A 26920-nucleotide genomic window follows, 5' to 3' on the forward strand; every position below is an offset into this window, starting at 1 on the left:
TCACACCCTCCGGACGCCGCTTCGCGGCGCCACGAGGCGAGTTCGTCATGCCCTTCTTCTTCTATGCACGGAGGTTCGCATGCCCCCCACCGCCGCCAGCCTGAACCTGCTGCTGGACGCCGTCGACCGGCTCAGACTCACCCCGCTGACCGCCGCCCAGCAGCAGACGATCCGGGAAGTCCCCTACTCCCAGCCGAACAGGTTGCGTGACGTCGTGGCCGGGCTGCTGCCTGGCCACGACGTCGTGCTCGCCGGAACGTTGGAGCGGCGGCTGCTGGCCGCCACCACCGGCCGGCCCGGCACATGGCTGCTGGCCGACCTGTCCGGGCAGCCGCACGAAACCCGCGCCTGGCCCGGCTGGGCCGCGCAGCACCTGCGGCTGCACACCCCCGGGAGGTGGGTCAGCCGCACCGACCTGACGGGCGCCGCGGTGGCCCGGCTGACCCGGCCGCGGATCCTCCTCGCCGCCTTGTACCGGCCCGAGTACTTTCCGCTGCCGCGTTTCCCGCTGGCGATCTCCGACCTGGCGAGGGCGGCCCGCTCCACCCTGTCGGGGCAGGTGAACCTGATGGACATGCAGCTCGGCGCCACCCTCGACGACATCATCGGAGCCGTCCGCGCCCAGCGGCCCGACATCCTCGGCGTGTCGGCGACGTTCGGCCAGCACGATTTGATGACCCGCCTGCTCGACGCGGTCCAAGACGACGTGCCGCTGGTCCTCGCCGGCGGCAGCTTGACGGTCCGCAACGAGGCGCTGCTGCTGGAACGTTACCCGCAGCTGCTCATCGCCCGCGGCGCGGGCGAGCCGACCATCCGTGACGTCATCGCCCACTGGCACGGCGACCTCGAACGTGATCAGATCCACGGCATCGGGTACGTGGGGGCGGCCCGCGGCGGCGCTTTCACGCTGGCCCGCCGCCGCACCGCGGTCGTCCCGAACCGGGACGCCGACGACTTCTTCCCCGAACTGGACTTGATGCAGGACACGTTCGCCCACCAAGGGGTGGCGCAGCTGGAAACCACGAGAGGCTGCACCAGTAAATGCTCGTTCTGCCCGAGAGGCCACAAAGGCGCCTGGGCGGGGGGAGCCCCGGAGCAGCTGCCGTGGATGCTGGCCGCCCTCGACGAGGAGTTCAACCGCCACCCCGGGATTTCCCGCACCCTGTACCTGGTCGACGAGGAGGCCATCGGGCGCGGCGACGACGCGGTGCCGCGAGCCCTGGCTGTCGCCGCGGAAATCACGAAAGCCGGTTTCCGGTGGGAGACGTCGTGCCGTATCGACCAGGTCGCCCACCCCGGGCACGACACCGACTGGCATGTGGAGCGGGCCCACATGTGGCGGACCCTCGTCCGTGACGGGCTGCGCCGCTGCCTGTTCGGCGTGGAATCCGGGGTGACGTCTATTCTGGAACGTTTCAACAAGGAGACCACTGCGGAGCAGAACGCATTGGGCATCCGTACCCTGTCGGCGCTGGGCACACCGACCCGTTTCACCTACATCACGTTCGACCAGCTGATGACGGTTGAGGAGTTGCGTGCCACGCACGCCTTCCTGGGCCGCACTGATCTGCTGCTGCGCCCGCTGCCGCACCTGAGCGCCGAACAGATCGTCGACGGTGTCCGAGACCCGGGATTCGTCGCCGAGCACAGCACCGGCCGGCCGTTCTACACCGGCGTGTCATACATGCTGGTGTCGATGGAGTGCCTGATCGGCGCCGCCTACACCCGGCAGGTGCAGGCGGCGGGCCTGGCCGGGCAGGTGCGCCCGTCGATGGGCCGCGTCGACGCGGCGTTCGCCGATTCACGGATCGGCGTGTGCTCCGAGCGGGCGCAGCTGTGGGTGGACCGCAATTTCGCGATCGACTACACGCTGAAATCCCTGGAAAAGGTGTTGGACGGTGAGCCGCGCCGGCAGGTCCGGGCGGCCCGCGTCGTCATCAAGGACGCCGCGTTCACCATCCTCACCGGCATGATCAACCTGGTGGATGGGTATGTTGACCCGTCGCAGGGCGTGCCGCTCACCGCGGGGCTCGACGCCCTGCTCGACGCCGAGTTCGACCGGCTGCGCGACCGCATGGCCACCACTGTCCCCGCGGTGGTGGCGGCGCTGCCGGGCCAGGCCGCCGACCGGCTCGTCTACGAGCACCAGCGGTGGGCGGCCTCAACAGGCTGGGAGTTGATCAACGCTGCTGACCCGTGCGGAACCTAACCGGCGGAAGGCTCAGGGATCGGCACCCAGTTGAACTCGGGGCAGTGGCGGGCGTACGTGACGAGTTTCCACGTCGCGTAGTCGCCGGTGCGGCCAGAGCCGCGCAGCAGGTGCTTCACCCAGGTGTGAGCGACGCGTTCCTCCCGGCTCATGCCGGCGTCGATTTCGTCGAGCATGCGGCAGGCGACCGTGAAGTCTTCCTCGGTGAGCGCCGACAGGTCGATGTCGACACCATCGACGTCAAAGGAGAACACCAGCCGGGTGGTGGTGAAACTGGTGAAGCGTTCACCTTTGAACGCGGCGTGCGGGGCGAGCGCCGCCATCAGCTCGTCCCGCTCGGCGACGGGGTAGCCGATACCCAGGTCCAGGTCGCTGGACTCCAAGTTGAGCTGAATGCCGAAAGAGCCGACATCGCGCGGGGTGTGGCCCGTCCATGACTCGACGAGCCGGGCTGCTTCGGCACGGATCCGCAGGAGCCGCGGGTCCTCCGCGCGGCGCGCCTGCCAGAACGCTTCGGCTCGGGCGAACTCGCCGGCGGGAAACGACTCAGGGTTGGCCCACTTGGCAGCGAGGAAGACGTCAAGATCAAGAGCGGTCGTGTGCGCGTCTGCGGACAGTGTTTGGTCGGTCACCGGGTCAGCGTAGTAACAGCAGTGTCGTCGACTACGCAGGTTGACGGTAATTGGTGGCGGCGTCCGGCAACTCAGTGCGCTGCGCCCTGGCCGTGAGCAGAAGACGAGGGGGCTTCGGCGCCTGCGCGGGGGCGGCACCGTCGCCTCCGCTTACCCCGGCTTGTTCGTGGCTGGCCGGTAGGGTGGCCGGTGCGCCCCTCTATGCCAAGCTCAACTGGGGACCATCCCCGCGTGAGCGGGGAGCACGGCGATCCCGTGCCCGTAGACCTGTTGAGACAGGGACCATCCCCGCGTGCGCGGGGAGCACGGGCTTCCTGACATCGGCAAGCACTTCCGGGGGGACCATCCCCGTGTGCGCGGGGAGCACGACTCCACCATGGTCTACAGCGGCGCCTTCCAGGGACCATCCCCGCGTGCGCGGGGAGCACAGATGTCCGGTCCTGCCGTTGTACGGCGAGCAGGGACCATCCCCGCGTGCGCGGGGAGCACCAGCGAAGCCTTCTGCAGTGAGTTGCCGAATTGGGACCATCCCCGCGTGCGCGGGGAGCACTCGAACCCGGTCCACTGAAGCGCGGGCCAGCAGGGACCATCCCCGCGTGCGCGGGGAGCACGGTCCTGCTCTGCTAAGTGACGCAACTCGGGGAGGACCATCCCCGCGTGCGCGGGGAGCACAAGGTGACCACCTCACCCACCCAGGTCGCCCGGGGACCATCCCCGCGTGCGCGGGGAGCACTGACGGAACCCCGGACTGGGCGTTGCCCAGTTGGGACCATCCCCGCGTGCGCGGGGAGCACAGGGTGATGGTCATTGCTCACTCTCCGTGCTGGGGACCATCCCCGCGTGCGCGGGGAGCACACGAGGCGGAGCCACTCCTCCCGGCCGCGCCCGGGACCATCCCCGCGTGCGCGGGGAGCACGCGGGATCGAGACCGAGCGCCTGGCCGACCTCGGGACCATCCCCGCGTGCGCGGGGAGCACCGTCGGCGTCCCACGCAGACCGCCTCAGCTTGGGGACCATCCCCGCGTGCGCGGGGAGCACCATGAGGTGGTGCGCGTCATGGGCGGAGTCTAGGGACCATCCCCGCGTGCGCGGGGAGCACCTTAAGCGTGCTGATCACCTTGGTTGCCAACGGGGACCATCCCCGCGTGCGCGGGGAGCACAGCGGGTGACCGCACGCGACCTCGTCAACGCTGGGACCATCCCCGCGTGCGCGGGGAGCACAGGGCGATCCGTTCGGTCAGGACGATCGCCTGGGGACCATCCCCGCGTGCGCGGGGAGCACCCGCCCCCGGGGCCGCACAATGCACCGAGATGGGGACCATCCCCGCGTGCGCGGGGAGCACAGGAAGCTGCCGCTCGGGTCGAGTGCCACCGTGGGACCATCCCCGCGTGCGCGGGGAGCACCCCGGCTATGCGGTTACCGCTGACCGGTGCCTGGGACCATCCCCGCGTGCGCGGGGAGCACATGAGCGCCTTCCTGCGGAAGGTTCGTGACGGGGGACCATCCCCGCGTGCGCGGGGAGCACAGCGCGTCGCCCGTGACGTCCCCGACTGGGCTGGGACCATCCCCGCGTGCGCGGGGAGCACCGCAGGTCACCGGCTCGCGCTCGAACCCGCGCGGGACCATCCCCGCGTGCGCGGGGAGCACATGCGTGGGCTGATCCCTCGCAACCCTTGCCAGGGACCATCCCCGCGTGCGCGGGGAGCACTGCGCCTGGCCTTCAAGGGGGAACGCCTCGTCGGGACCATCCCCGCGTGCGCGGGGAGCACCCCACCCGAGCCGGCGACGGCAACCCCGCCGCGGGACCATCCCCGCGTGCGCGGGGAGCACTCCTTGTGAGGAACACGCCATGCGACGAACACGGGACCATCCCCGCGTGCGCGGGGAGCACGGAGTTCCGCCCCTGCCGGGCGGGATCCTGCAGGGACCATCCCCGCGTGCGCGGGGAGCACCCGCAGACGCCACTCTTCGGGGCGGCCGGTGCGGGACCATCCCCGCGTGCGCGGGGAGCACGGAGTTCCGCCCCTGCCGGGCGGGATCCTGCAGGGACCATCCCCGCGTGCGCGGGGAGCACCCGCAGACGCCACTCTTCGGGGCGGCCGGTGCGGGACCATCCCCGCGTGCGCGGGGAGCACTCCGCCGTGGCTCCGGCGGCGATGGACGGGAAGGGACCATCCCCGCGTGCGCGGGGAGCACAACGACGCGAGCGCGAACCTCAACCGGTTCAAGGGACCATCCCCGCGTGCGCGGGGAGCACGAGTACTCCACGCGCGTGGCCACGCCGGTCCCGGGACCATCCCCGCGTGCGCGGGGAGCACACCGCCTTGCACCGTCTTGCACCGTGAGATACGGGACCATCCCCGCGTGCGCGGGGAGCACAACTCCAAGGCCGGACGATCAATGCAGAACCGAGGACCATCCCCGCGTGCGCGGGGAGCACCACCTGCGTGCCCGAGGCGCCGACCCGGACCGGGGACCATCCCCGCGTGCGCGGGGAGCACGCCACCGGGTTTCGGCCATCCGCCACTCGAATGGGACCATCCCCGCGTGCGCGGGGAGCACTGCCGCTATTGGTCACAATCACGCTGGAGTCTAGGACCATCCCCGCGTGCGCGGGGAGCACCTTGGCCGAGGCCAAGCCGGAGCCGCCCATGAGGGACCATCCCCGCGTGCGCGGGGAGCACATCAACCGGGTCCTGCAACCCGTCATGGAGCAGGGACCATCCCCGCGTGCGCGGGGAGCACTTGTGCCAGGACGCGCAACTCTGGGAAGTGGGGGGACCATCCCCGCGTGCGCGGGGAGCACTTGTCTGGTGAGTTGACCAGAGCCGTCAGCGTGGGACCATCCCCGCGTGCGCGGGGAGCACGACCATGGCAGCGATCTCTTTACGCGCATACCGGGACCATCCCCGCGTGCGCGGGGAGCACACCGGGACCTCCTTCGGCTGCTTGCCGTCCTTGGGACCATCCCCGCGTGCGCGGGGAGCACCGAACCGTATACCCAATTCGGTCGGCGAAATCGGGACCACCCCCGCGTGCGCGGGGAGCACCTCGATCTGACCCTCGTGCCCGCGGCTGGTGAGGGACCATCCCCGCGTGCGCGGGGAGCACGAATTCGCATACGACAAGATTGTGAATGGCCCGGGACCATCCCCGCGTGCGCGGGGAACACCTGGCTCGCCGAGGGTCAGCGACGCCACCGTGGGGACCATCCCCGCGTGCGCGGGGAGCACCTTGTAACTGGTGGCGCCGCGTTCCTTGCATAGGGACCATCCCCGCGTGCGCGGGGAGCACAGCCACCCGGTCACCTCCTCACGACGCCGGTCGGGACCATCCCCGCGTGCGCGGGGAGCACGAGACCACGTTCACGCTCCAGTCCGCCACCAAGGGACCATCCCCGCGTGCGCGGGGAGCACGAGCGCGCGGCCGTGCCTCCGTTCCGGATCACGGGACCATCCCCGCGTGCGCGGGGAGCACTGGCCGATGATGCAGCGCGTGACGTACCGGAAGGGACCATCCCCGCGTGCGCGGGGAGCACTGACGACGGGTGGCGGCGGGACGCTTCCTCCAGGGACCATCCCCGCGTGCGCGGGGAGCACGGACATCACTCACGAGCTACCCGCCCTTCAACGGGACCATCCCCGCGTGCGCGGGGAGCACCCGTGAATCCGAACCCCCCGGCGGGCGAGCCGGGGACCATCCCCGCGTGCGCGGGGAGCACTAGACCTCTTCGCGGTGCAGCAGGATCACCACGGGACCATCCCCGCGTGCGCGGGGAGCACCATGATGGTGCGCCGACCCGTGGTGAGGAACCGGGACCATCCCCGCGTGCGCGGGGAGCACCCCTCCCCGCCGTTGTCTCCGCATCGGCAACGGGGACCATCCCCGCGTGCGCGGGGAGCACTGACCGAGGGCGAACCACCTTGAAGGCCCGGCGGGACCATCCCCGCGTGCGCGGGGAGCACCGGCGCGCTCCGCCTTCCCAGGTGATGTCGCCGGGACCATCCCCGCGTGCGCGGGGAGCACGGACCGCCTCGGCAAGCCGCTTCCCGTCCTCAGGGACCATCCCCGCGTGCGCGGGGAGCACAAGGGGTCCGGCAAGAGCCCGTTCGCTGGTCTGGGACCATCCCCGCGTGCGCGGGGAGCACGCGGCGGGGACCTTGCCCGCGCGTACGGCCCGGGGACCATCCCCGCGTGCGCGGGGAGCACAATTTCAGGTCCGCGACGAAGCTGACGATCCCGGGACCATCCCCGCGTGCGCGGGGAGCACTCTTCCGCTGCCGAGAGTCACGTTCCCCCTGAGGACCATCCCCGCGTGCGCGGGGAGCACTGGTTGGCGTCCCATTTGATGCCGTGGGCGGCGAGACCATCCCCGCGTGCGCGGGGAGCACTGAAGGCGCCGCGCGAGCGCGGCGAGCGGTTCGGGACCATCCCCGCGTGCGCGGGGAGCACGCCCTGCTCGATGCCGACCGAGGCGCTTTCCCGGGACCATCCCCGCGTGCGCGGGGAGCACATCTTTGGCATGATGGAACTACCTCTCGTGAGGGGACCATCCCCGCGTGCGCGGGGAGCACATGTTCGCCGCGGTGAGCAGTTCCTGGAGGCCGGGACCATCCCCGCGTGCGCGGGGAGCACGAACTCCGCGACCACCTCAAGGCCAACCCCAAGGGACCATCCCCGCGTGCGCGGGGAGCACATGGCCGGCACCCTCGCGGGCACAGACAGCTGGGGACCATCCCCGCGTGCGCGGGGAGCACGGCTACCCGCAGCTTCTCGCCGATCTTGTACTGGGACCATCCCCGCGTGCGCGGGGAGCACGGCTGGAGGGTCTGGACGCCGAGTACCCGGCCGGGACCATCCCCGCGTGCGCGGGGAGCACGAACTCCGCGACCACCTCAAGGCCAACCCCAAGGGACCATCCCCGCGTGCGCGGGGAGCACATGGCCGGCACCCTCGCGGGCACAGACAGCTGGGGACCATCCCCGCGTGCGCGGGGAGCACGGCTACCCGCAGCTTCTCGCCGATCTTGTACTGGGACCATCCCCGCGTGCGCGGGGAGCACGGCTGGAGGGTCTGGACGCCGAGTACCCGGCCGGGACCATCCCCGCGTGCGCGGGGAGCACTCAACGTTCCGGCTGCGGTTGTCGACGTCGTTGGGACCATCCCCGCGTGCGCGGGGAGCACCCCAAGCGCGCCTGGTTCAGCAGCGAGTTCGGGGGACCATCCCCGCGTGCGCGGGGAGCACTCGGTACTCTTCTGCAAGTTCCGCAAACTCTGAGGACCATCCCCGCGTGCGCGGGGAGCACGTCGGGGTGGGTGTAGGTGCGGGTCATGAGTGGGGACCATCCCCGCGTGCGCGGGGAGCACGCCTTACCGACCCGGACCGCGAGCCGGCGCAAGGGACCATCCCCGCGTGCGCGGGGAGCACTTGCCCTGGGCGCGCATCAGGAACCGCTCGGTGGGACCATCCCCGCGTGCGCGGGGAGCACCCCGAGATAGGGGACTATCCCGGGAGGTGCCCGGGACCATCCCCGCGTGCGCGGGGAGCACGGTTGCTAGCGGACACGCCGTTCTGGCTCTGTCTCACTCTGCGGGGTCGGGTTACAGAGTGTGAGGTGTGGGGCTGTTGGTGTTGGTCGCGGTCTTGTAACACGGTGCGCATGGGCGCGGCCGTTCCGTCACGATTTGGATCACTCGAAGATCAAACGTGAAGAACGGCCGCGTAGGGGTCATTGTGCTGCACGAGGTGTCGTCCGACCAGGCCCGTCTGCTGGGGATGTTGTTCCCGCATCTGGACGGTCTGGAGTTCGTCGGGGTCAGGGCCGGGGATGCCGGGTTGGTCGTCGTGGCCAGGACCGCGCCGGAGCCGATGGCCTGCCGGGGGTGCGGGACACCGTCGTCACGGCTGCATGAGCGGTATCGGCGCAGGCTGGAGGATATGTCGTGCGCGGGTCGGCCGGTGCGGGTGGAGTTGGAGGTCCGCCGGTTGTGCTGCTTGAACGCCGACTGCGCCGTGGTGACGTTCGCCGAGCAGGTCGAGGGAGTGACCCAGTGGCGGCAGCGGCGGACTCCGGGCCTGCGCCATGTGCTGGAGCGGGTCGGCCTGGCACTGGCCGGGCGGGCCGGAGCGCGCCTAGCGGCGGTGTTGGGCGCGGTGGTGTCGCGGTGCACGATGCTGCGGCTGATCCGTGCCCTGCCCGATCCCGAGGTCGGCACGGTGAGAGTGCTGGGCGTCGACGAATTCGCCAAACGCCGTGGTCAAAGCTATGCCACCATCCTGATCGACCTGGACACTCACCGTCCGGTCGACGTGCTGGACGGCCGTGAGGCCCAACCTCTGGCCGACTGGCTGGCCGCCCACCCCGGGGTTGGCATCGTGTGCCGTGACCGGGCGGGAGGGTTCGCCGAAGGCGCACGGCTGGGAGCGCCGGACGCCCGGCAATGCGCCGACCGCTGGCATCTCTACAACAACCTGTGCGTAGTGGTCGACAAGACGATCCGAGCAAACCGCGCCGACCTGCGCGAACCCATCCCCGCCGGGGACGGCCAGGACGCGCCGGAGGCCTCGGGTACCGGCACCACCGCCGCCGCCCAGAACAATGCCGACACTCAGATCTCCGAGCCTCTTGAGGAGGCCGGCCGCACCGGCGCCGAAGATCTACTTCCCAGCGCCGAGGCATCCGCCCGGTTGCACAACTTCATCCCCTACCTGCGCAAACGCATCCTCGATGATCGGTGCGCCAACGCCGCCCTCCTCTTCCAGGAACTGCGTGAACACGGCTATCAGGGCAGCGCCCGCACCCTTCGCCGTTACCTGGTCCCGTTCCGGGACGAGCTGGCCGCGCGAAAGTTACCGTCGGTGCCCCTGTCCGGCCCCAGCACTGTGTCAGTCGCCGACCGGACCCGCCAGCGTCACGCCGAGATCCACGCCCTGCTCGCCCAGGGCTTCAATCAGACCCAGATCTGCCAGATCACCGGCCTGTCCGAGCAGACCGTCAAGAAGTTCCGCCGAGCCGCCACCGCCGACGAGCTGCTGGGGGACCCCGGCAACCAGTACCGCCTCTTCGAGAGGTTCGTCCCCTACCTGCGCAAACGCGTCATCGAAGACGGCTGCGACAACGCCGCGCTGCTGTGCCGGGAACTACGTGATCAGGGATACCGCGGCAGCACCCGAACCATCCGCCGCTACCTGGTCCCGCTCCGCGCCGGACTGCACGGCCCCGACCTCCCACCCAAGCCACCGTCCGTCCGCGACGTGCGCCGATGGATCACCAGCGACCCCGACCACCTCACCGACGACGACAAAGACCACCTCGCCGCCATCCTGGACCGCAGCCAGCCCCTGGCCGCCCTCGACCAGCACGTCACCACCTTCGCCAAAATGCTCATCCACCGCACCGGCGAACGCGACCTCGACGACTGGCTCACCGCCGTCGACACCGAGACCACAGACCTGCCCCACCTGCGGTCCTTCGCCCAAGGCCTGCGCCGCGACCACACCGCCGTCCTCAACGGACTGTCCCTGCCCTACTCATCCGGCGCTGTCGAGGGCGAAAACTGCAAGATCAAGCACCTCAAGAGAATCATGTTCGGCCGCGCCAACCTCGACCTCCTCCGAACCATGATCCTTCACAACTGAGCGTCACCGCCGACAGCCCGACCCCGCAGAGTGAGACAGAGCCGCCGTTCTCCAGTTAAGCGGCCAGATTTCTCCTGGCTGGTGGCCATCAAAATTCCTGGTGCGGTCACCGGAAATCCCGGCGGGTGGCCAGAGCGATCTCCCGGTGAGCGATCAGGTCAACGAGATCACCCCGCGTCCGGACAGGGCCTCAGCCAGGCGGTGGGAATCGCCGCTGGTCTCCACCAGATGGGCGTGGTGCATCAGCCGGTCGACGGTCGCGGTGGCGAGCGTCTTGGGCATGATGGTGTCGAAGCCCGACGGGTGGATGTTGCTGGTGACCGCGACCGAGCGGCGCTCGTAGGCGGCATCGATAACGCGGTAGAACGCCTCGGCGGTCTCGTGGCCGACCGGCAGCAACCCGATGTCGTCGATAACGATGACGTCGCTGCGGCAGATGCGGCCGATGGCGCGCGAGACCGATCCGTCGATCTTGGCTCGGCCGACCGTGGCACTGAGAGACTCCAGGGTGAACCAGGCCACCCGCAGGTCCTTCTCGATCGCCAGATGCGACAGTGCCTCAGCGAAGTGGGACTTGCCGGTGCCGGACGGCCCGGCGATCACCAGATTCTCCGCGCGGCCGACCCATTCCAGCGTCATCAGCGCGTTCTGGGTGGCCTCGTTGATCGTGGAGTCCTCCTGGCGCCAGGAGGAGAAGGTCTTGCCGGAGGGAAAGCCCGCGCTCTTGCGCCGGTTGCGGCGGGTCGCCTGGTCACGGCCGACGACCTCCTCATTGAGCAGGACGCGCACGACCTCGGCTGGGTCCCAGCGTTGCGCGCGGGCGGTCGCCAGCACCTCGGGCGCCGCTTTGCGGGCATAAGGAAAACGCATCCGGCGAAACAGGGCCTCCAACTCGGCCGGGACCGGTGGGGCCGCGGGCAGGGTGACGCTCACGAGTGATCTCCTTTGACGTTGCCGGTGTTACCGAAGGCAGCCCAGGAGGCAGTGCCGGGCTGAGCCGAGTGAGCCTCATCGACGCGGAGGTTTTCACCGGCGCGCTCGTGCAAGGCGAGGTGATCGCAGATGGAGGCCAGGTCGGCTTCGGCGAATCGGCCGTTGATCGCGGCCAGGCCGAGCGCCTCATCCACCCGGGCCGCGCCCAGCAGGCTCCTCAACTCGACCGCGCGGGCCATCTTGGCGCGGATCCGCACCACTCCGGTGGCGGCGGCCTCGATCAGCCACGCCTGCGCACCCGGCCCGATCGCCAGGAACGCTTCTTCGGCCTTGGTCTGCGGGCGAGGCCGGGGCGCTTTGGGGCCGTTGCCGCCCTCATGCTCGGGATAGTGGGCATCGACGATCTGCGGCCGGCCCGGAACCGACAGCCGATGCCGCCACAGTTCCTTCAGACCGTGGTGAGCGTGGTGAGCGTGCTCATCGGCGCTGGAGCGGCCGACGATGACCAACTCCTCGCCCTGGACGCGGCACCAGACCCTCTGTCCTTCGTGGCCGGGTGGCACCGAGTAGCGCACATCGCCCCAGCGGACGGTCCGGTCGTCACCGACCAGGCGCTCGGCCCCGAGCGCGAGCACGTAGGGATCGGCGGGCAGCACGTGCAAGCGAGCGCGTTCCTCGGCCAGCATCTCGATCGGCGGCCGGTGGGTCTCGCGATGGCGGCGGCCGTTGATGTGCTCACTCCAGGTGGCGCACGCGGCCTCCAACTCGGTGAAACTCCCATAGGCGGCGCGGAGGTTGGTGTGAGTGGGCACCAGATCCGCCTTGGCGATCTTCACCGTCGCCTCCACTCCGCCCTTGGACTCGGGATCGAACGGCTCACAGGTCGTTACCACGCAGCCGTAATGCCGTCCCAGCTCGACGATCTGCGGGTGGCGCACCGCGATGCGGGCGATGTGCTCGATCGTGACCGTCTTGGGGTTGTCGGTCAGCAGATACGTCGGCGCCCCGCCCAGCCGCCGCAGCGCCGCGTCCAGGCATGATGTCAACGTGGCCAGTGTCTGATCCCACGCTGGGATCACCACTCGAAACCGCGACCAGGCCAGCCAGGCACAAAACAGCTGCGTGCGGCGCTGTCCGATCCGCGGGCCTTCGCCCCAGTCCCACTGCAGCCACATTCCCGGCTCGGGCACCCAGGGCCGGTAGACGCGCCGCCGTCCGGCTTTCCACGCCGCCTTGATCTCGGCGACCGCCCGCCGCGTGGTCCGCTCAGAGCCGGCGAATCCCATCGCGACCAGGTCTTTGTGCACCACATCCGCGCGGATCTTCCCTTTCGACCGGTCGACCTTCTCCTCGATCTTCGCCAGGAAGGTGTCGATCGCCTTGGGCCGCGGCGTCGGCTGGTGCGGATTGCCGCCCGCCGCGCGGATCGCGATATACCGGCGTACCGTCTTGGGGTCACACCCCGCCAGTTGCGCCGCCGACCAGGCGCACCCGGTCAGGTCGTAGGCCTCGTAAATCTCCATCAGCTCCATGCCAGACTTCGTCACGGGCCCCTCCGCGGGTCTGGGGTGCAAGGTCTCGACAACCGGCAACCCAAGCCCCCGCGGAGGGGGACCCGCGCTGTGACACACGGACAGGATCAGGAGATCAACCTGGCCATTGACCAGGACTTTTGATGGCCACCAACCAAGAACCTGTGTCCATCAGCCGCGACTTTCCTGTCCGCTGATCAAGAGTTCCACGTGGCCGCTCTCACACGGTTTCGGCGAGAGATTCCAGCGGCGTCGATGGGGACCATCCCCGCGTGCGCGGGGAGCACGGGTTGCCGGACGGGGCGGACCTGCCTGCCCGGGGACCATCCCCGCGTGCGCGGGGAGCACGGCACGGTGACCGTAGTTCGCCCCATCAAGGGGGGACCATCCCCGCGTGCGCGGGGAGCACGTCACGGGGTGTCACAGGGGGGCTGACCTGTAGGGACCATCCCCGCGTGCGCGGGGAGCACGTAGGCATGACGTGGAAAGTGACCTCAACGGCGGGACCATCCCCGCGTGCGCGGGGAGCACGCCCAGTCCGGCGGCGAGTTCCTTATCGATGTGGGACCATCCCCGCGTGCGCGGGGAGCACCAAGCCCAAGGACGCCGCCGGCCAGCTCGGCTGGGACCATCCCCGCGTGCGCGGGGAGCACGTTTGCGGCACAGGTAGATGGCATCGTCGCGGGGGACCATCCCCGCGTGCGCGGGGAGCACTGGCCGATCAGTTGGAGAGCTGGACGCGGGCCGGGACCATCCCCGCGTGCGCGGGGAGCACGTCGCTGAGGGTGTCCCGGCAGGCGGTGAGGAGGGACCATCCCCGCGTGCGCGGGGAGCACGTGGGCTTCGGCTGCGCCGGCTGGAGCGCCTTGGGACCATCCCCGCGTGCGCGGGGAGCACAAGCCGGAGATCACCCGGATCGGCAAGGGCCGGGGACCATCCCCGCGTGCGCGGGGAGCACCCACCTTGGCGCTGGAGTCCATCGCCCGCCTGGGGACCATCCCCGCGTGCGCGGGGAGCACGGCGTCCTTGTGGATCCGGAGATCCGCGGCGGGGGACCATCCCCGCGTGCGCGGGGAGCACCCGCGTTCCCGCCGGCGCCGCTTGTTCCGCCGGGGACCATCCCCGCGTGCGCGGGGAGCACTCTCTGGTGAAGGGTTGGCCATCCCCGGGACGGGGACCATCCCCGCGTGCGCGGGGAGCACCGCGCGAGCTGTACCGCGAAGAGCTGGCCATTGGGACCATCCCCGCGTGCGCGGGGAGCACTCCACCCGAGCAACGGCCGCCTACGGGTCAACGGGACCATCCCCGCGTGCGCGGGGAGCACCCGGACGGTGTGCCGCCGCCCCCACCGCCGCCGGGACCATCCCCGCGTGCGCGGGGAGCACAATGAGACCGGCCCGGAGGCCGGGGCGATCCAGGGACCATCCCCGCGTGCGCGGGGAGCACACTCGCTGACCTGCACAGTTACTCCGGGCAGGTGCGGATTTTGAGCACTTTCAAAGATTCGGACATTTCGAACTCTCGGAGTGGGCTATGCAATCGGAGCAAGTTTCGATGCTCTGGTGTTTCTCAGTGCTGTCCGTATCGGCGGCGTTTGGATGCTTTGCTCCAGCCGCTGGGAGTGACGGCTGCGGACGTTGCGGGTGCTGAGGAGATCGCGGGCTTGTCCTTCGGGCGGCGGATCAAGGTAAGCCCGTCATGGTCGATAGGGTGCCATTTGTGGTCATGGGCCTCGAAGGTGAAGCCCTGCTCGTTGTTGGTGCTGTAGGCGAGAAGGGCCCGTCCGGTATCCGCATACTCCCGTACCTCTGCCCACAGTGCCTGACGGATCCGTGCCGACGGGCCTCCGATGAAAACGCCGGGGGAGATCTCCATCAGCCAGCGGGTCAGGAAGCCGCGCAGCCCGGTGGGGCAGCGGGTGAGCACGATGATGGTCACCAGTCCACCTCGCCGGCGTAGTTGTCGGCGTGGTTGCGGCCTGACTCTACCTCGGCTCCGTGGTCGCTCTGGAGGGTGACACGGTCGGCATCGTTTCCGGTGGGGTCGCCCTTGGCCCCGTTCGGCACGATGAGGTGTTTGATGTCGTCCACGCATCGTCTCAGCAGGCCGATCTGGTTGACCTGGTCGCGGATGGCTCTGCGTGTGCGGGAGCCGACATCTTCGGGGCTCTGCGCCGCTACGTCGAAAGCAATGGGAATGGCGATCTCGGTCTTGTAGAGATCGGCGATGTCGAGGACGAACGCCAGCTCGTGTCCCGAGTGGATGAAGCCGAGTCCGGGGGCGCAGCCCAGTGCGGTGACGGTGGTCTGGGCGATTCCGTACATGCACTGGGCAGCTGCGGTGACCGCCTGGTTGGCGGGATCGCCGGAGGTGAAGTCACCAGGGAGGTAGGTTCTGCCGTTCCACGGGATGCCGACCCGTGCGGCTTCCCTGCGGTAGCACTCCTTGACCCTTCGCCCTTCCTTGCCGAGAAGTTCATGCCGGGTGAGACCGGCTGGGTCCTCGCCGGGAAACCGCATCCGATACATCTCGCGAGCCACGTCGAGCCGCAGGCGTTGGTTGGCCCACCTGGTCGCCTGCGCCTCGACCAGGGCGGAGGACCGGTTGAGTGATCTGCCGCCGGAGTAGAAGCGCACACCGTGCTCGCCGACCCACACCACTCCCGCTCCGCTGTCGCCCAGCACACTCATCGCCTGGTGGGTGACGCGGGTACCGGGGCCGAGCAGCAGCGTTCCGATGGTGGCGGAGGGGATGTGGATGATGCCCTCCGCGTCCTCGGCGGTGATGGCATTGTCGTCGCGGTGCAGGGTGCACCGTTCCAGGTAGACGAACGAGAGCCGGTCACCCATCCGGGTGAGTTCGCGTGGCGAGGACATGCCCCGCCGGCCGATGGTGGCCATGGTGTCACGCCTCAGCCAGGGTCATCAGGCCGCACCCGTACGCCTTGGCCTTGCCGAGTCCCCGGGTGAGGGTACGACGCAGAGCGTCGGGGTCGGTGACCTCCAGCCGCCCGTCGTAGGTGGCGGTGACCAGGGTCACCGACTGCCGCTGTCCGGCTTTCTTGAAGGCGAGCTGGCGCCGGTCGTGAATGATCAGCTCGTGCTCGTCGCCTTCGGGGAGCAGACGCTGTTCGGCTGGTTTTTCCACCACTTTGAACCCGGCGTTCTCCTGTCGTTGCAGGAGCCAGCGCAGCTGGTGGCGGGGGCCGACGTGCGCGGTGCGTTTGGTGGGTTCCTGGTCGGTACGGCGGATGCTGTGAACCGGGTTGGCGGTGAGGCGGAACGCCCACCGGTCGCCCGCGGCCAGCTTGGAGAGGAACGGCTGATAGTCGTAGGTCTGCCAGCGTCCCGTTTCGGGCCAGCCGGCCTGCTCGACCAGGTGAGTGAGGTCGGGCTTGGCCGGGCTGACGACATAGAGATAGGTCTCGGCCTGGCTGTTGCGGTCGATGCGCCACAGCACCCGCGGCCCGTCGTTGCCAGTCGGCGGGATCTCAGAGAACGAGGACATCACGGCGGCGTGCAGCATCTGTGGTGAGGACAGCAGCCTGCGGGCGCCCACCCGGGCGGTGTTGATGCGAAACCGGGTCAGGTGCATCACATGCCTCCCAGGACGGATATCGGATCATGGGCGGGGCGTGCGGCGGGGTTGGGCACCTTCACCCTTGTGCGGCGGACTCCGCGCAGCGCGTACCGGCGGTGCAGGGGGTCGAAGCTGATCGGTTGGTCGCGCAAGCTGTCGACCGGTCCATCAGCCTCCGTCGTGGCTTCGAGAAAAACCTCCAGGTCGATGCGAGACTCGTCGCGGCGGCGGCGCTGATGCCAGCGTGAAGCCCGCCATCGCTCCCGCTCCAACGCCTGGTGCAGTGTGCGCTCGTGCTGGACGGTCAGGTCCACCGGTCGCGACGGCGGGCAGGATCGACGTCCCAGGTAGGGAAGGAAGATCGGATCGCGTACCGCCCGGTGCAGCCGGTTGATCAGTTCTTCCTCGCCTTCGACGGCGGCCACGAAGACGGCGTCGGCCAGGTAGAAGCGCTCCGACACCGGTAGGGCCTCTCCGGTGTCGAACCGGTGCGCGGTGTGAAAGTCGCGGAGTATGGTGCCACGCTGATCGACGCGCACACCGAAGCGCAGCGCGGCCAGATCGTCGAGGTCATCTGACCGCTCGCGTCCCAGAGCCGCGGCCAGTAGCCCGATCACCCCGCTTTTGGTGGGCGCGGGTTCGGTGGAGCGCCGGGCGAAGCGCGAGGACGCCCCCCAGGACTGCAGGGGTCCAGCGAGTTGCATCAGCAGGACGCTCATGCCTCGCCCTGCCGGCGGACGACCTCCGCGCCGATCGCCGCGACCATTTCCTGAAGCGGCAGCTCGGTGCCGAGGCCGGACAGCGCCTCGGTGTTCTTACCGACCCGCAGCACCCAGGTCGGCGTGTTCTCCGCGACACCATAGGCTCGCTCGACGTCGGGAATATAGGAGGCCAGGGCCTCGGACGCCTGCCGCAGATGGCCGCCGGTCTCCGGTTCGGCCCGGCAGGGCTCCTCGAACGCCGCCACGAAGCTGATGGGCCGAGACGAGCGGACCTTCACCACGACTGCGTCGGGCCGCGTGTGGTTGCCGAAAGTGTTGATCTTTCCGGTGGGGAGCGAGGTGAGGAAGCACTCGACGAACGCCTCGATGGCCCGGCGCACGGGCTCGGTGACCGGCTCGTCTTTCCGCAGCCCCTTACCGAGGTTTCTACGCAGCAGGTCGACGTCGACGGCGGCGAACCGGTAGAGGGTGGCGGAGTTGAACTCCACGGTGCCGATCATGCCTGCGCCCAGATCGTCACTCTCCCGGTTCTTGTAGTCGTCGACCGCCGTGAAGTAGTCGGACTCGTTCTCCACCCGGTGCACGCTGATAGCGTGCGCGACCTGCGCGGCGGCGTCGACGTTGATGTCGGCGCCGTCGGCCACCATACGGCCGAACAAGGCGATGTCCACCGAATGCCGGCTGTTGGCGATCCGCTTGGCCTCGTCCTTGATGGCTTTGTCCTTGAAGTACTCCTTGCTGGCGCCGCGCCCCTTGACGGCGATCTCAGCCAAGCCGTCCAGCTGGTGGGCGCTGAGGAACATCAGGTATTTGGACTCCGGCGCGGGCTCGGCCCCGCCGTTGCCCTTGGCCGTCTCCGCTTTGCGTTTGGGCGCCTCGATCTTGGAGCCGGTCGCGATCTGAACCGTTTGGGCGGCCAGTTCCCACGCCTCGGCCTGCTCGATCGCCCCATCCAGTCTGCCGATCCGTTCGGCCAGCAGCTCGGCGACCCGTCGGGTGCGCACCCCGAGTTCGCTGGGGTCGAGCAGGTCGTGGAAACCGCGCCGGGTGGCGCGTTTCCATGCCTGGCTGGAGACCCGGGCGCGACGCACCCCGCCGTACACGGCGGTCTTAGGGGTGCCGGTGTCGTCACGGTTCAAGCAGCTCGGGGGGACGGTCTGCAGCGCGTGGACTTCGAGGATCGTACGGGTCATCAATTGTCCTTATTGACAGAGGGGACATCGCCGCTAAGGGCAGGCGAAGAATCAGCCCCAGTGGTGTCGGGGCGGTAGGCGTGGAAGCTGCGGCCCCAGCTCTGGCGCACCTGGCGCAGCCCTTCGGGGAACTGAGCCTGGTAGAGCTGGCGGGCCAGCAGCGCGTAGTCGAGCGGGATCGATTCCCGGCGCAGCAGGGAGACGATCTCCCGGAGCCGGTCGGCGAGCGCCGCCCGAGTGTCGGAGGTTCCGGCCCGGACGAAGCGGCGCCGGATCGGCTCGTCAATGCCGCCGGGCATCAGCCGACGTACGGCTGCTCCCAGCTCGACGCCGGCGTGGTGCATTCCCCGGTCGGAGCGCGACTGCTGATGCGACGCGTACAGGGTCACTGCCAGGAACAGGGCGGCCTCAGCCCTGTCGGCCTCGGTGTCGGACAACGGGCCATCGGCATACAGCTGCTCGGTACCGGTCATACCCCACAGCTCCGGCACATCCGCAGGAAGCTTGCCTGCGCCGCGTCTGAGCTGGGCGAGAGTGGCGACGGCTGCGCTCCTGTCGGCGAGGTAACTCTGCTGCAGCTTGGTGACGTACGCGCCAGCGGCGTCACCGACCAGATCAACCATCCGGCGTCGGGTGGTGGGGATGGCTGGGGTCATGGTTGTGCCTCCGGATTCCGCTGTTCGCCACCACTGTCTTGACGGCTGGGCTGGGAAGTGTTCGATGCGGCTGTGAGCAGCCGGTGTCGGATGGTGGGGGTGGTTGAACTCACGAGTCACGCCTCCACGTTCCGCTGTTCGCCGTCACGGTCTTGAGGTCCGGGCCGGGGAACCTCCGGCACGGCCGCGGGCAGCGCCCTGCGCAGCCGGAAGCGGAACGCCTGATCGGCCTGAGATGTGTTCAACCAGAGCTCCTGACCTTTCTTCGTCTCGATGACCCGCCCCGCCCAAGCGGCGTCGCCCGCGGACCTCAACAGCTCATCTCCCAGCCGGGCGGTGATCCGGTGCGTTTGACGCTGCCAGGCGGATCTGCGCTCCTGAGGGTCGTCGCCGGGGTGAAGTCCGGCGAGCCAGTCGCGGAACGGTCCATCAAGCGTGCCGAAGCCAAGATCCCGTGCCGCGGTCTTGAGCGAGTCAGGGTCGGCTCCGGAAGCTCGGGCGAGGTCGACCGCGAGGTCACCGAGCACGCTCACCGCCTCTTCCGCATCCGCGACCGCGTCGATCGCGGCCTGGCCCAGGCCGCTGTCTCGCTCGTGCAGGAGCACCACCGGCATCGCCACGGCATCGTCGATCACCTCGTCGATGACGGACTGCTGGGTGCCGTAAACCACGCCGAACAATCGCGCCCGAATCAAGAAGTCAGCCGGCAGGTCGCCTTCGACGGTGAGGCGGGCGACCCAGTCGAGGATGCGCGGCCGGACGATGGCCGCGGCCTCATCCCGCTGCTCGGCCCGCTCCGCGCGGCCGGCGATCAGCGCACCGAGCCCACGCCACGCGCTCCGGCTGGGATCGTGTTCGCGCGGCAGATAGACCTGTGCCAGCCCGAGCTTCTTCTCCTGGAAGCCGCTGCGCCGCCAGCCCGTCATCGGCTCACGCTGATGCCGGTTGTGCGCGGTGAGCGGATCGCCGTAGGCAAGGAGCACCCCGTACACGCCCTCCTCGTCGTAGGCGAGCCGCACCCGCCTGGACTGCCAGGTGTAAAGGTCACGCACCCCGCCCGGACGCCTGCTCAGCTCCACCGGGTCCGCCTGCTTCGGACCAGGCGGAGGGCGACGCCAGGCGGGATGATCGTGGTCGGGGTCGATGCGCAGGTTGTCGGTGTCGAAGGCGATCAGGTTGAGCAGCAGGGTCTCGCGCAGGTTCCCACCTTCGGCGAGAACCCCACCGAGAGCACCGGCCCAGGCGACACCCTGCGGATACACCTTGCCGCCCTTGACCCTGGGATCGCCCACAGCCCCGGTTTTGATACCGGAGGTGTCGAAGGCGTGAGCGTGCACGACCCAACGGGCGGCCTCGGCGAAACCGAGCCGCCCGGCACCGCGGGCTCGCATGGTGAAGAAAGGCGCCCCGTTCGGTACGTCAGCGACGATGCGGTCAAGCGAGCCGACCTCGCCGGTGGCGTTACGCAGGCCGGCGGTCTGAAAGAAGGGCTGCTCGGCGTGGAGCAGGTCGAAGCGTTCGCGGTTTCGGTCCAGGTATCCGGTGATGCGAGCAATTGGCAGCCCGTCATCCCACAACTCCTGCCACTCCTGGAGATCGCGAGGTCCGTCAAGCGCGTCGTGCAGGATCGCCAGCAACAGCCGCAGCAACGCGAACTCCTGGGTGGAGACGTCTCCCACCAGCCGCCGCAGGTCATTGGCCTGCACGAAAACGTCTCGCAGGGGCAGTTCGTCCTCGGTGCCGTCGTGGCGCTGCACTGGCAGCCACGGCCTGCTGGTCAGATCGAAGGACAGTGCGGCGAGTTCAGTTGGCATGAGCCACCTTCAGACCATCTGCGGGGGTGTAATGCAGGTCGTAGCCTGCCAGGTGGGCCCGACATTTCTCGTCGAGCATGAGAATCAGCTCCCCGGCCAGTGGCGTTCCCCCCGGGGCGTGGACACCCGGTTTCATGCAGCCAGTGCGGTCATCCTAGCAAGCCGATCTTCGTAGACGGCTGGGGGGAGGTTCCCGATTGCCGAGTGTCGTCGGCGGTGGTTGTAGCGAGCGATCCAGCGGAAGATGTCGGTGCGGGCGTCGGCCTCGTCGCTCCAGCGACGTTTGCCCTTGCCATGCAGCAGTTCACGCTTGAGGGTGGCGTTGAACGCCTCGGCGAGCGCGTTGTCCAGGCATGTCCCGGTCCTTCCGCTCGATCGGCGGATGCCGTGAGCGGCGCACAGCGCGGCGAAGTCGGCTGAGGTGTACTGACAGCCGCGGTCGGCGTGGAAGATCACTCCGGTGACGCGGCCGCCGCGGGCCCGCACCGCCGCCGTCAGGGCGTCGCTGATCAGCTCGGTGCGCAGATGGCCTGCGATCGACCAGCCAATCAGCCGGCGTGATCCGATGTCGATGACCGTGGCCAGGTACAACCACGAGTCGCCGACCGGTAGATAGGTGATATCGCCGCACCAGCGCTCGTCGACCGCGCCCGGGCCGAAGTCGCGCTGGAGCAGGTCGGGTACGGGCGCGGCCGCTTGATCAGGGATGGTGGTCCGCCTGCCCTTGCGTAGGTGCAGGCCGACGATGCCCGCCTGGCGCATCAGCCGCGCCACCCGCTTGACGTTGACGATCTCCCCGTCCTCGCGCAGGTCGGCAGTGATCCGGGGCGAGCCGTTGGTCCCACCCGACTCGGTGTGAAAGGCACGGATCTTCTCCACGATCCGCTCGTCCTCGGCCGCCCGGGCCTGGCGGGCGGGTTCCCGCTTGAGCCAGGCGTAGAAGGCGCTGCGGCCAACGTTCAACACCCTGCACAGCCGCGCGATGCCGAAGTCGGCGTGGGCGGAGATGAACCTGAAGCGGCTGGTCAACGATCCATCTCCTTCGCAAAATACGCGGCCGCCTTGCGCAGGATCTCCTTTTCGATCTCCAACTCGGCGACCCGCTTGCGCAGCCGGGCGAGCTCGTCGCGCTCGGCCTTGGCCAGACCTGCGCCCGACTCGCTGCCGGTGGTCTCGGCCTCACGTACCCAGGTGCGCAGGGTCTCGCGGTTCATCCCGAGCTCCCGCGCCACATCGGCACAGGTCCGTCCCGTCGTCCGGACCAGCCTCACCGCATCACGCTTGAACTCATCGCCGAACTTCGACGGTCGTGCCACCCGGAGGCTCCCCTCTATGGAACAAGATCCATTGTCAGGGGTGTTCACGCCTCAGGGGGAACCTCACAGCCAGTGGCTCTCCTTGGACTGCCATGCCGGGACGCACTCGGCCTCCAGCTCCGCGATCGCCAGGTCGAGAGTCTTGGGAATCGAGAAGTGATAGGGCAGCCGCAGGCCGCACGAGGCCACGATGCGCGCAAGCCTGGGGTCAGGCGCGACATCGGTAGGCAGCACCAGCCCGCCGCGTCCCTTGCTCAGCCACGGCAGCGTGGCCAAGGTGCCGTCGGTGCGGCGTTGCACGACCAGCACCTCCAGAGACTCGGCGCTATCTCGGACCTGCGCCCGGCCGGTACGGGTGTCGTCGGCATCCCCGACCCCGGCGTCAACCCAGCCGACCAGCGCGCGACCGGCCTTGCCGACATCGTTGATCTGAAAGTCCCGCGCTTTCTCCCCCTGCTGCTCCCGGTGCAGGTCCTCGTCGTCGCGTGCTTGGTCCATCGCCTCCTGCCAGGCGCCCGGGCCAACCGGATCGAGCCCGTACGCTCTTTGCACGAGCGGGCTGATGTCCTGCGGTAGACACACCACGTGCCCCGTTTCCGCAGTCCCGGACAGGTACGGTTCCAGCACGGCAGCCGACCGCAGCAACGCATGCGTCCGATAAATCCGCCGGGAACCCCGCACCGGTTCGACCGGCACCGCCTCCCAGTCCGCACCGGTCAGCAGGCAGCGAGCCGTACGCAGACGCTCCGGGCGTTCACTCTGCCCTTCGCCACGCACATGCCGATGCAGCCGCCCCATCCGCTGCAGCAACAGGTCGATGGGGCACAGGTCGGACACCAGTAGATCGAAGTCGATGTCGAGGGACTGCTCGGCGACCTGACTGGCTACCACGATGTGCGCGCCGACAGGCCGACGGCCGGTACTTCTTTCCGGCGGCCCGAATCGAGCCAGCAGATCGGCGTCCTTACCAGCCCGATCCAGATCGAGGAAACGGGCATGCGCCACAGTGACCCGGTCGGCCCCGAACCGCTCCCGCAGGGAAGCCGCGCTCTCCAGGACCCGGTCAACGGTGTTGCGCACCACCAGGACGCATCCGCCCTCGTCCAGTTCCCACTCAAGGCGATCGCCCAGCTCGGCGAGGTCGTCGCTCAAGCGCTCAAGACGCACCTCGGTGCCCCGGCCAGACGGGTCGATGGCTTCGGTCACAGCCGGCCCACCCGGCTCAACCATCGTCAGTAGCGGATAATGGGCTGCCTCCTGTACTTCGCTGAAACCCGCATCGCCCGCATACGCCTCGGCGAGTTCACGCCGACGCCCAGCCGGAAGCGTCGCCGACAACACCACGACCGGTACCCGGTAGGCGCCCAGCCACGACAGCACCCGATCCAGATAGGAGTTCATGTAGGTGTCGTAGGCGTGCGCCTCGTCGATAACGACGACCTTGCCCGCGAGGGCGAGATGACGTAGCGCCAGATGGCGGCTCTTGAGCCCCATGAACAGCAACTGGTCGACCGTTCCCACCACGAACGACGACAGCATCCCCTTCTTCCTGCCTCGCAGCCATTGGTGCGCGACAAGCTCAGCGGAGGAAACCCGGCGGTCGCCCCGGGGGCGCCACTCATCCCCGCCGCCGTCCAGATCGACCCCGCGTATCGCCCGCCGACCGGCCTGCAGCAACCCGGCGTACTCCTCGTTCAACGCGGCCTTGGAATGGGCGAGAAGGACCGAACGCCGCCCCTGATCGTCCTGATCATCGGGAAGCCGGCGCAGCCAGTCGAGCAGCCGGGGGAACATCGCGTTTCCCGTGGCCATGGTGGGCAGCGCGACGAAACAGCCGCCCGCTCCCGAACGAGCTGCGAAGATCTCGGCCACCGCCAGCGCTGCCTCGGTCTTCCCTTCTCCCATCGGGGCCTCGATCACCATCAGACCGGGAGACGACATCGCCCGTGCCGCCTGGACCGCACGCTCCTGAACCGGACGGACCCGCGCCCCTGGTGGCAGCCGAAACCGGGAAGCGAAAAGATCAGCCGGTTTCCCCGTGGGATCTGATGCCTGCCATGGCGAGGGTAGGTCGAGACCGCGCCACGCCGCCTCTACCCGCTCCCTGTCACTTTGTCGCAGGGCCTCGGGAAAGTACGGGAACAGGTCGGGATTGCTGGCAATCCAGTCGGCGACGATGACCAGCCCGGTCAGCAGCACCTGCACAGGTTGTGGAAGCTTTACTTGCCCCCAACCGGCCAGGCGATTCTGGACGCCGCACGCCCTCGCGCAGTGATCAAGAATCTCGCGCTGTACGTTCCGCCATAGTGACTCGCACCCGGGAGTACGCAGCAGTTCGGGGCGGAGGTTCAACTCCCGGATGTCTGTGTGAGTCGGCGGAACTCCATGATGACCACCGGCGATGACTACGAACGGCAGGGTGGCGGAGCGCGCCCAGCCGTATCGCTCGATCAGCCACTCCTGGAGCAGCACCTGCCCGGCCAACCCGTGTGGAGCGAGCTTGCGATCGGGCATCTGCTTGTGGGCTGGCATGTCCAGCCTGGCCGCCCGCATGACATCAGCGAGCGATTCCACCTGGCAGGCGAATGCCGGAGTGGCCTTCCCGACATCGTGCGTGGCCGCCAGCCAGACCGCCAGCCGACGCGCGTCATCGGCACCCCCGGGAAGCGCCTCGGCGACCAGTCGCCGCACCTGAAGAGGAAGCCAGCGATCCCACAACAACCCGGCCACCGCACCGCTGTCGGCCAGATGCCGCCACAGCGGCAACCAGCCGTCGGTCTCCCGATCATGCTTGGCCCAGACCGTACGCGCCTTGTCCGAAATCCCATCAACGAAACGGTCAATCAACGGCTCCTCATTGGGCATGGAGCTATTAAAGCCACCGTCGCAGACAAAATTTCGAAGATCGGGGATTCTTCTTGAAGGAGATATCAAAAGAGGCGAAATAGTCCTATTTTTCTAAAAAATCCTTTTTATTCTGCCGTGCCCGTAAACGCCCAAAGTCCTCGCTAGTTGAGAGGTTGCATCTATTCGACTCAAGGCCTCATCTGAGAGCCTGTAGCTTGCTCGCGGGAGACGGATCGTGCACTCTGGGATGAATTGATGGAAGAGTCCGAAAAAGTCCGAAATGTCCGATTCTTTGAAAGTGCTCAAATTTGGCGCTCACCACCGATAATCCTGCAGGTCAGCGAGTGTGCTCCCCGCGCACGCGGGGATGGTCCCCGCTACCCCGACTTCAACGCGAGCAGCCTCGAGTGCTCCCCGCGCACGCGGGGATGGTCCCCGCTCGGGCTGTGCTTCGCGGCCTTGCCCCAGGTGCTCCCCGCGCACGCGGGGATGGTCCCGTGCACGGCATCGTGGACACCTCGGCTCTGGAGTGCTCCCCGCGCACGCGGGGATGGTCCCAGTTCAGTACTCAGGGGAAGGGTTTCCAGGAAGTGCTCCCCGCGCACGCGGGGATGGTCCCCGGTTGTAGATCTCCGTGTCCCAGAACGTTTTGTGCTCCCCGCGCACGCGGGGATGGTCCCTGGTGGCCTACGTCGAAGACGCCGGAAAGGTCGTGCTCCCCGCGCACGCGGGGATGGTCCCCTGCCGTGAAGCTCAGTGAGAACCACCGGCTTGTGCTCCCCGCGCACGCGGGGATGGTCCCTCCCACAGGTCCTCCTTCGACGACCACACGGTGTGCTCCCCGCGCACGCGGGGATGGTCCCCGCCCACACCAGGTCCTGCGGCACCCCGGGAGGTGCTCCCCGCGCACGCGGGGATGGTCCCAGGGGGCTCACGGACGACAACGCTGAGCCGATGTGCTCCCCGCGCACGCGGGGATGGTCCCTAGACGCACTCTGTGACATCAATCCGATTCTTGTGCTCCCCGCGCACGCGGGGATGGTCCCGAAGCCTGCCAAGTGCTGGCCTCGGCGCTGCGGTGCTCCCCGCGCACGCGGGGATGGTCCCAACGGCCTCGCTCCGCCGGCTCGTTGGACGTCGTGCTCCCCGCGCACGCGGGGATGGTCCCTCGTCTGGGCCTGCAACGGCCACAAGAACGCTGTGCTCCCCGCGCACGCGGGGATGGTCCCCCACCGCAGTCCGCGGCGCAAGTTAGTAGATAGTGCTCCCCGCGCACGCGGGGATGGTCCCGGCGCCCCGATCTTCGGCCCGCTCTCGGGATTGTGCTCCCCGCGCACGCGGGGATGGTCCCTATATGAAGCGGTTCCGGTTGTGCACGCCGGTGTGCTCCCCGCGCACGCGGGGATGGTCCCCCCAGCGTTCGACAAATGCGTTAATTACATCTGTGCTCCCCGCGCACGCGGGGATGGTCCCCCTCCACAACGACGCAGCCCCGGACCGTCTTCGTGCTCCCCGCGCACGCGGGGATGGTCCAGACCTGCTCGACTTCGACGTGCCCGCCCTGCTGTGCTCCCCGCGCACGCGGGGATGGTCCCAGCCCCCAGGGCCCGGCGATCGTCGAGGCGATGTGCTCCCCGCGCACGCGGGGATGGTCCCTCCTGCTCCAGGTGCGTGACCGTGGGGAGTCGGTGCTCCCCGCGCACGCGGGGATGGTCCCCGTGATCCGCTCGGTCATTCTCACCTGCCGGTGTGCTCCCCGCGCACGCGGGGATGGTCCCCACGTCGGCCGCCTGTGGCCCAACCAGCGCATGTGCTCCCCGCGCACGCGGGGATGGTCCCCTCCCGTC

15 protein-coding genes and 3 CRISPR repeat arrays (1 of these 18 cut by a window edge) are annotated in these 26920 nt (G+C 69.0%); of the genes, 2 read left to right on the top strand and 13 right to left on the bottom strand.

Features of this window, described 5'->3' with window-relative positions:
* Nucleotides 1-79 precede the first annotated feature (79 nt).
* Nucleotides 80-2209 (top strand): B12-binding domain-containing radical SAM protein, encoded by a 2130-nt coding sequence (locus ACQP0P_RS20635; protein WP_433379353.1) that lies wholly within the window; start codon nt 80-82, stop codon nt 2207-2209.
* Here the strand turns inward: ACQP0P_RS20635 and ACQP0P_RS20640 are convergent.
* Nucleotides 2206-2841: a hypothetical protein gene (locus ACQP0P_RS20640; RefSeq protein ID WP_343961070.1), complete on the bottom strand. Its 636-nt coding sequence runs from the start codon at nt 2839-2841 to the stop codon at nt 2206-2208. The two genes, ACQP0P_RS20635 and ACQP0P_RS20640, sit on opposite strands and share 4 nt — an antisense overlap.
* 217 nt (nt 2842-3058) lie before the next feature.
* Nucleotides 3059-8392: a CRISPR direct-repeat array (repeat unit 29 nt; unit sequence GGGACCATCCCCGCGTGCGCGGGGAGCAC).
* 184 nt (nt 8393-8576) lie between these two features.
* On the opposite strand from ACQP0P_RS20640, the gene ACQP0P_RS20645 reads away from it, so the two are divergent.
* Nucleotides 8577-10481, top strand: a complete 1905-nt coding sequence (locus tag ACQP0P_RS20645) for an ISL3 family transposase (protein ID WP_433379358.1) — start codon at nt 8577-8579, stop codon at nt 10479-10481.
* Between the two features lie 153 nt (nt 10482-10634).
* Here the strand turns inward: ACQP0P_RS20645 and istB are convergent, their stop codons facing one another.
* The 12 genes from istB to cas3 form a co-directional block, all read right to left on the bottom strand.
* The gene (istB, locus tag ACQP0P_RS20650; RefSeq protein ID WP_433379361.1) at nt 10635-11414 is read right to left on the bottom strand and encodes an IS21-like element helper ATPase IstB; all 780 of its coding nucleotides are present in this window, start codon (nt 11412-11414) and stop codon (nt 10635-10637) included.
* A complete protein-coding gene (gene istA, locus ACQP0P_RS20655; RefSeq protein ID WP_433381987.1) occupies nt 11411-12946 on the bottom strand; it encodes an IS21 family transposase in 1536 nt (511 codons plus the stop codon). The genes istB and istA overlap by 4 nt, the downstream gene beginning before the upstream one ends.
* 258 nt (nt 12947-13204) lie before the next feature.
* Nucleotides 13205-14392: direct repeats of the CRISPR family, unit length 29 nt; unit sequence GGGACCATCCCCGCGTGCGCGGGGAGCAC.
* Between the two features lie 123 nt (nt 14393-14515).
* On the bottom strand, nt 14516-14884 hold the full coding sequence (gene cas2e, locus ACQP0P_RS20660; protein WP_433379364.1) for a type I-E CRISPR-associated endoribonuclease Cas2e: 369 nt from the start codon (nt 14882-14884) through the stop codon (nt 14516-14518).
* A complete protein-coding gene (cas1e, locus tag ACQP0P_RS20665) occupies nt 14881-15846 on the bottom strand; it encodes a type I-E CRISPR-associated endonuclease Cas1e (RefSeq protein ID WP_433379367.1) in 966 nt (321 codons plus the stop codon). Before cas1e ends, cas2e begins: the two co-directional genes overlap by 4 nt.
* Nucleotides 15847-15850: 4 nt before the next feature.
* On the bottom strand, nt 15851-16540 hold the full coding sequence (gene cas6e / locus ACQP0P_RS20670; protein WP_433379369.1) for a type I-E CRISPR-associated protein Cas6/Cse3/CasE: 690 nt from the start codon (nt 16538-16540) through the stop codon (nt 15851-15853).
* Nucleotides 16540-17244, bottom strand: coding sequence for a type I-E CRISPR-associated protein Cas5/CasD (gene cas5e / locus ACQP0P_RS20675; protein WP_433379372.1), 705 nt, complete (start codon nt 17242-17244; stop codon nt 16540-16542). Before cas5e ends, cas6e begins: the two co-directional genes overlap by 1 nt.
* On the bottom strand, nt 17241-18440 hold the full coding sequence (cas7e, locus tag ACQP0P_RS20680; RefSeq protein WP_433379375.1) for a type I-E CRISPR-associated protein Cas7/Cse4/CasC: 1200 nt from the start codon (nt 18438-18440) through the stop codon (nt 17241-17243). Before cas7e ends, cas5e begins: the two co-directional genes overlap by 4 nt.
* Nucleotides 18440-19096, bottom strand: a complete 657-nt coding sequence (casB, locus tag ACQP0P_RS20685; protein WP_433379378.1) for a type I-E CRISPR-associated protein Cse2/CasB — start codon at nt 19094-19096, stop codon at nt 18440-18442. Before casB ends, cas7e begins: the two co-directional genes overlap by 1 nt.
* Nucleotides 19097-19212: 116 nt before the next feature.
* Nucleotides 19213-20910 carry a type I-E CRISPR-associated protein Cse1/CasA gene (gene casA / locus ACQP0P_RS20690; RefSeq protein ID WP_433379381.1) on the bottom strand — a complete coding sequence of 566 codons (1698 nt, stop codon included), beginning with the start codon at nt 20908-20910 and terminating at the stop codon, nt 19213-19215.
* On the bottom strand, nt 20900-21046 hold the full coding sequence (locus ACQP0P_RS20695) for a hypothetical protein (RefSeq protein ID WP_433379384.1): 147 nt from the start codon (nt 21044-21046) through the stop codon (nt 20900-20902). The genes casA and ACQP0P_RS20695 overlap by 11 nt, the downstream gene beginning before the upstream one ends.
* Nucleotides 21043-22226, bottom strand: a protein-coding gene (locus ACQP0P_RS20700; RefSeq protein ID WP_433359003.1) for an IS3 family transposase whose coding sequence is annotated in 2 segments (ribosomal slippage) — nt 21043-22016 and nt 22016-22226 — 1185 coding nt in all. Because the reading frame shifts where the segments join, the coding sequence is not laid out codon by codon here. The genes ACQP0P_RS20695 and ACQP0P_RS20700 overlap by 4 nt, the downstream gene beginning before the upstream one ends.
* A gap of 63 nt (nt 22227-22289) precedes the next feature.
* Entirely contained in the window at nt 22290-25091 is a 2802-nt protein-coding gene (cas3, locus tag ACQP0P_RS20705) for a CRISPR-associated helicase Cas3' (RefSeq protein ID WP_433379387.1), read from the bottom strand.
* A 328-nt stretch (nt 25092-25419) separates the two neighbouring features.
* Nucleotides 25420-26920: a CRISPR direct-repeat array (repeat unit 29 nt; unit sequence GTGCTCCCCGCGCACGCGGGGATGGTCCC) (it continues 2920 nt past the right edge of the window).

The sequence above is a fragment of the Streptosporangium sp. CA-115845 genome, from assembly GCF_050943795.1.
In the GTDB taxonomy this organism is placed as follows: domain Bacteria; phylum Actinomycetota; class Actinomycetes; order Streptosporangiales; family Streptosporangiaceae; genus Streptosporangium.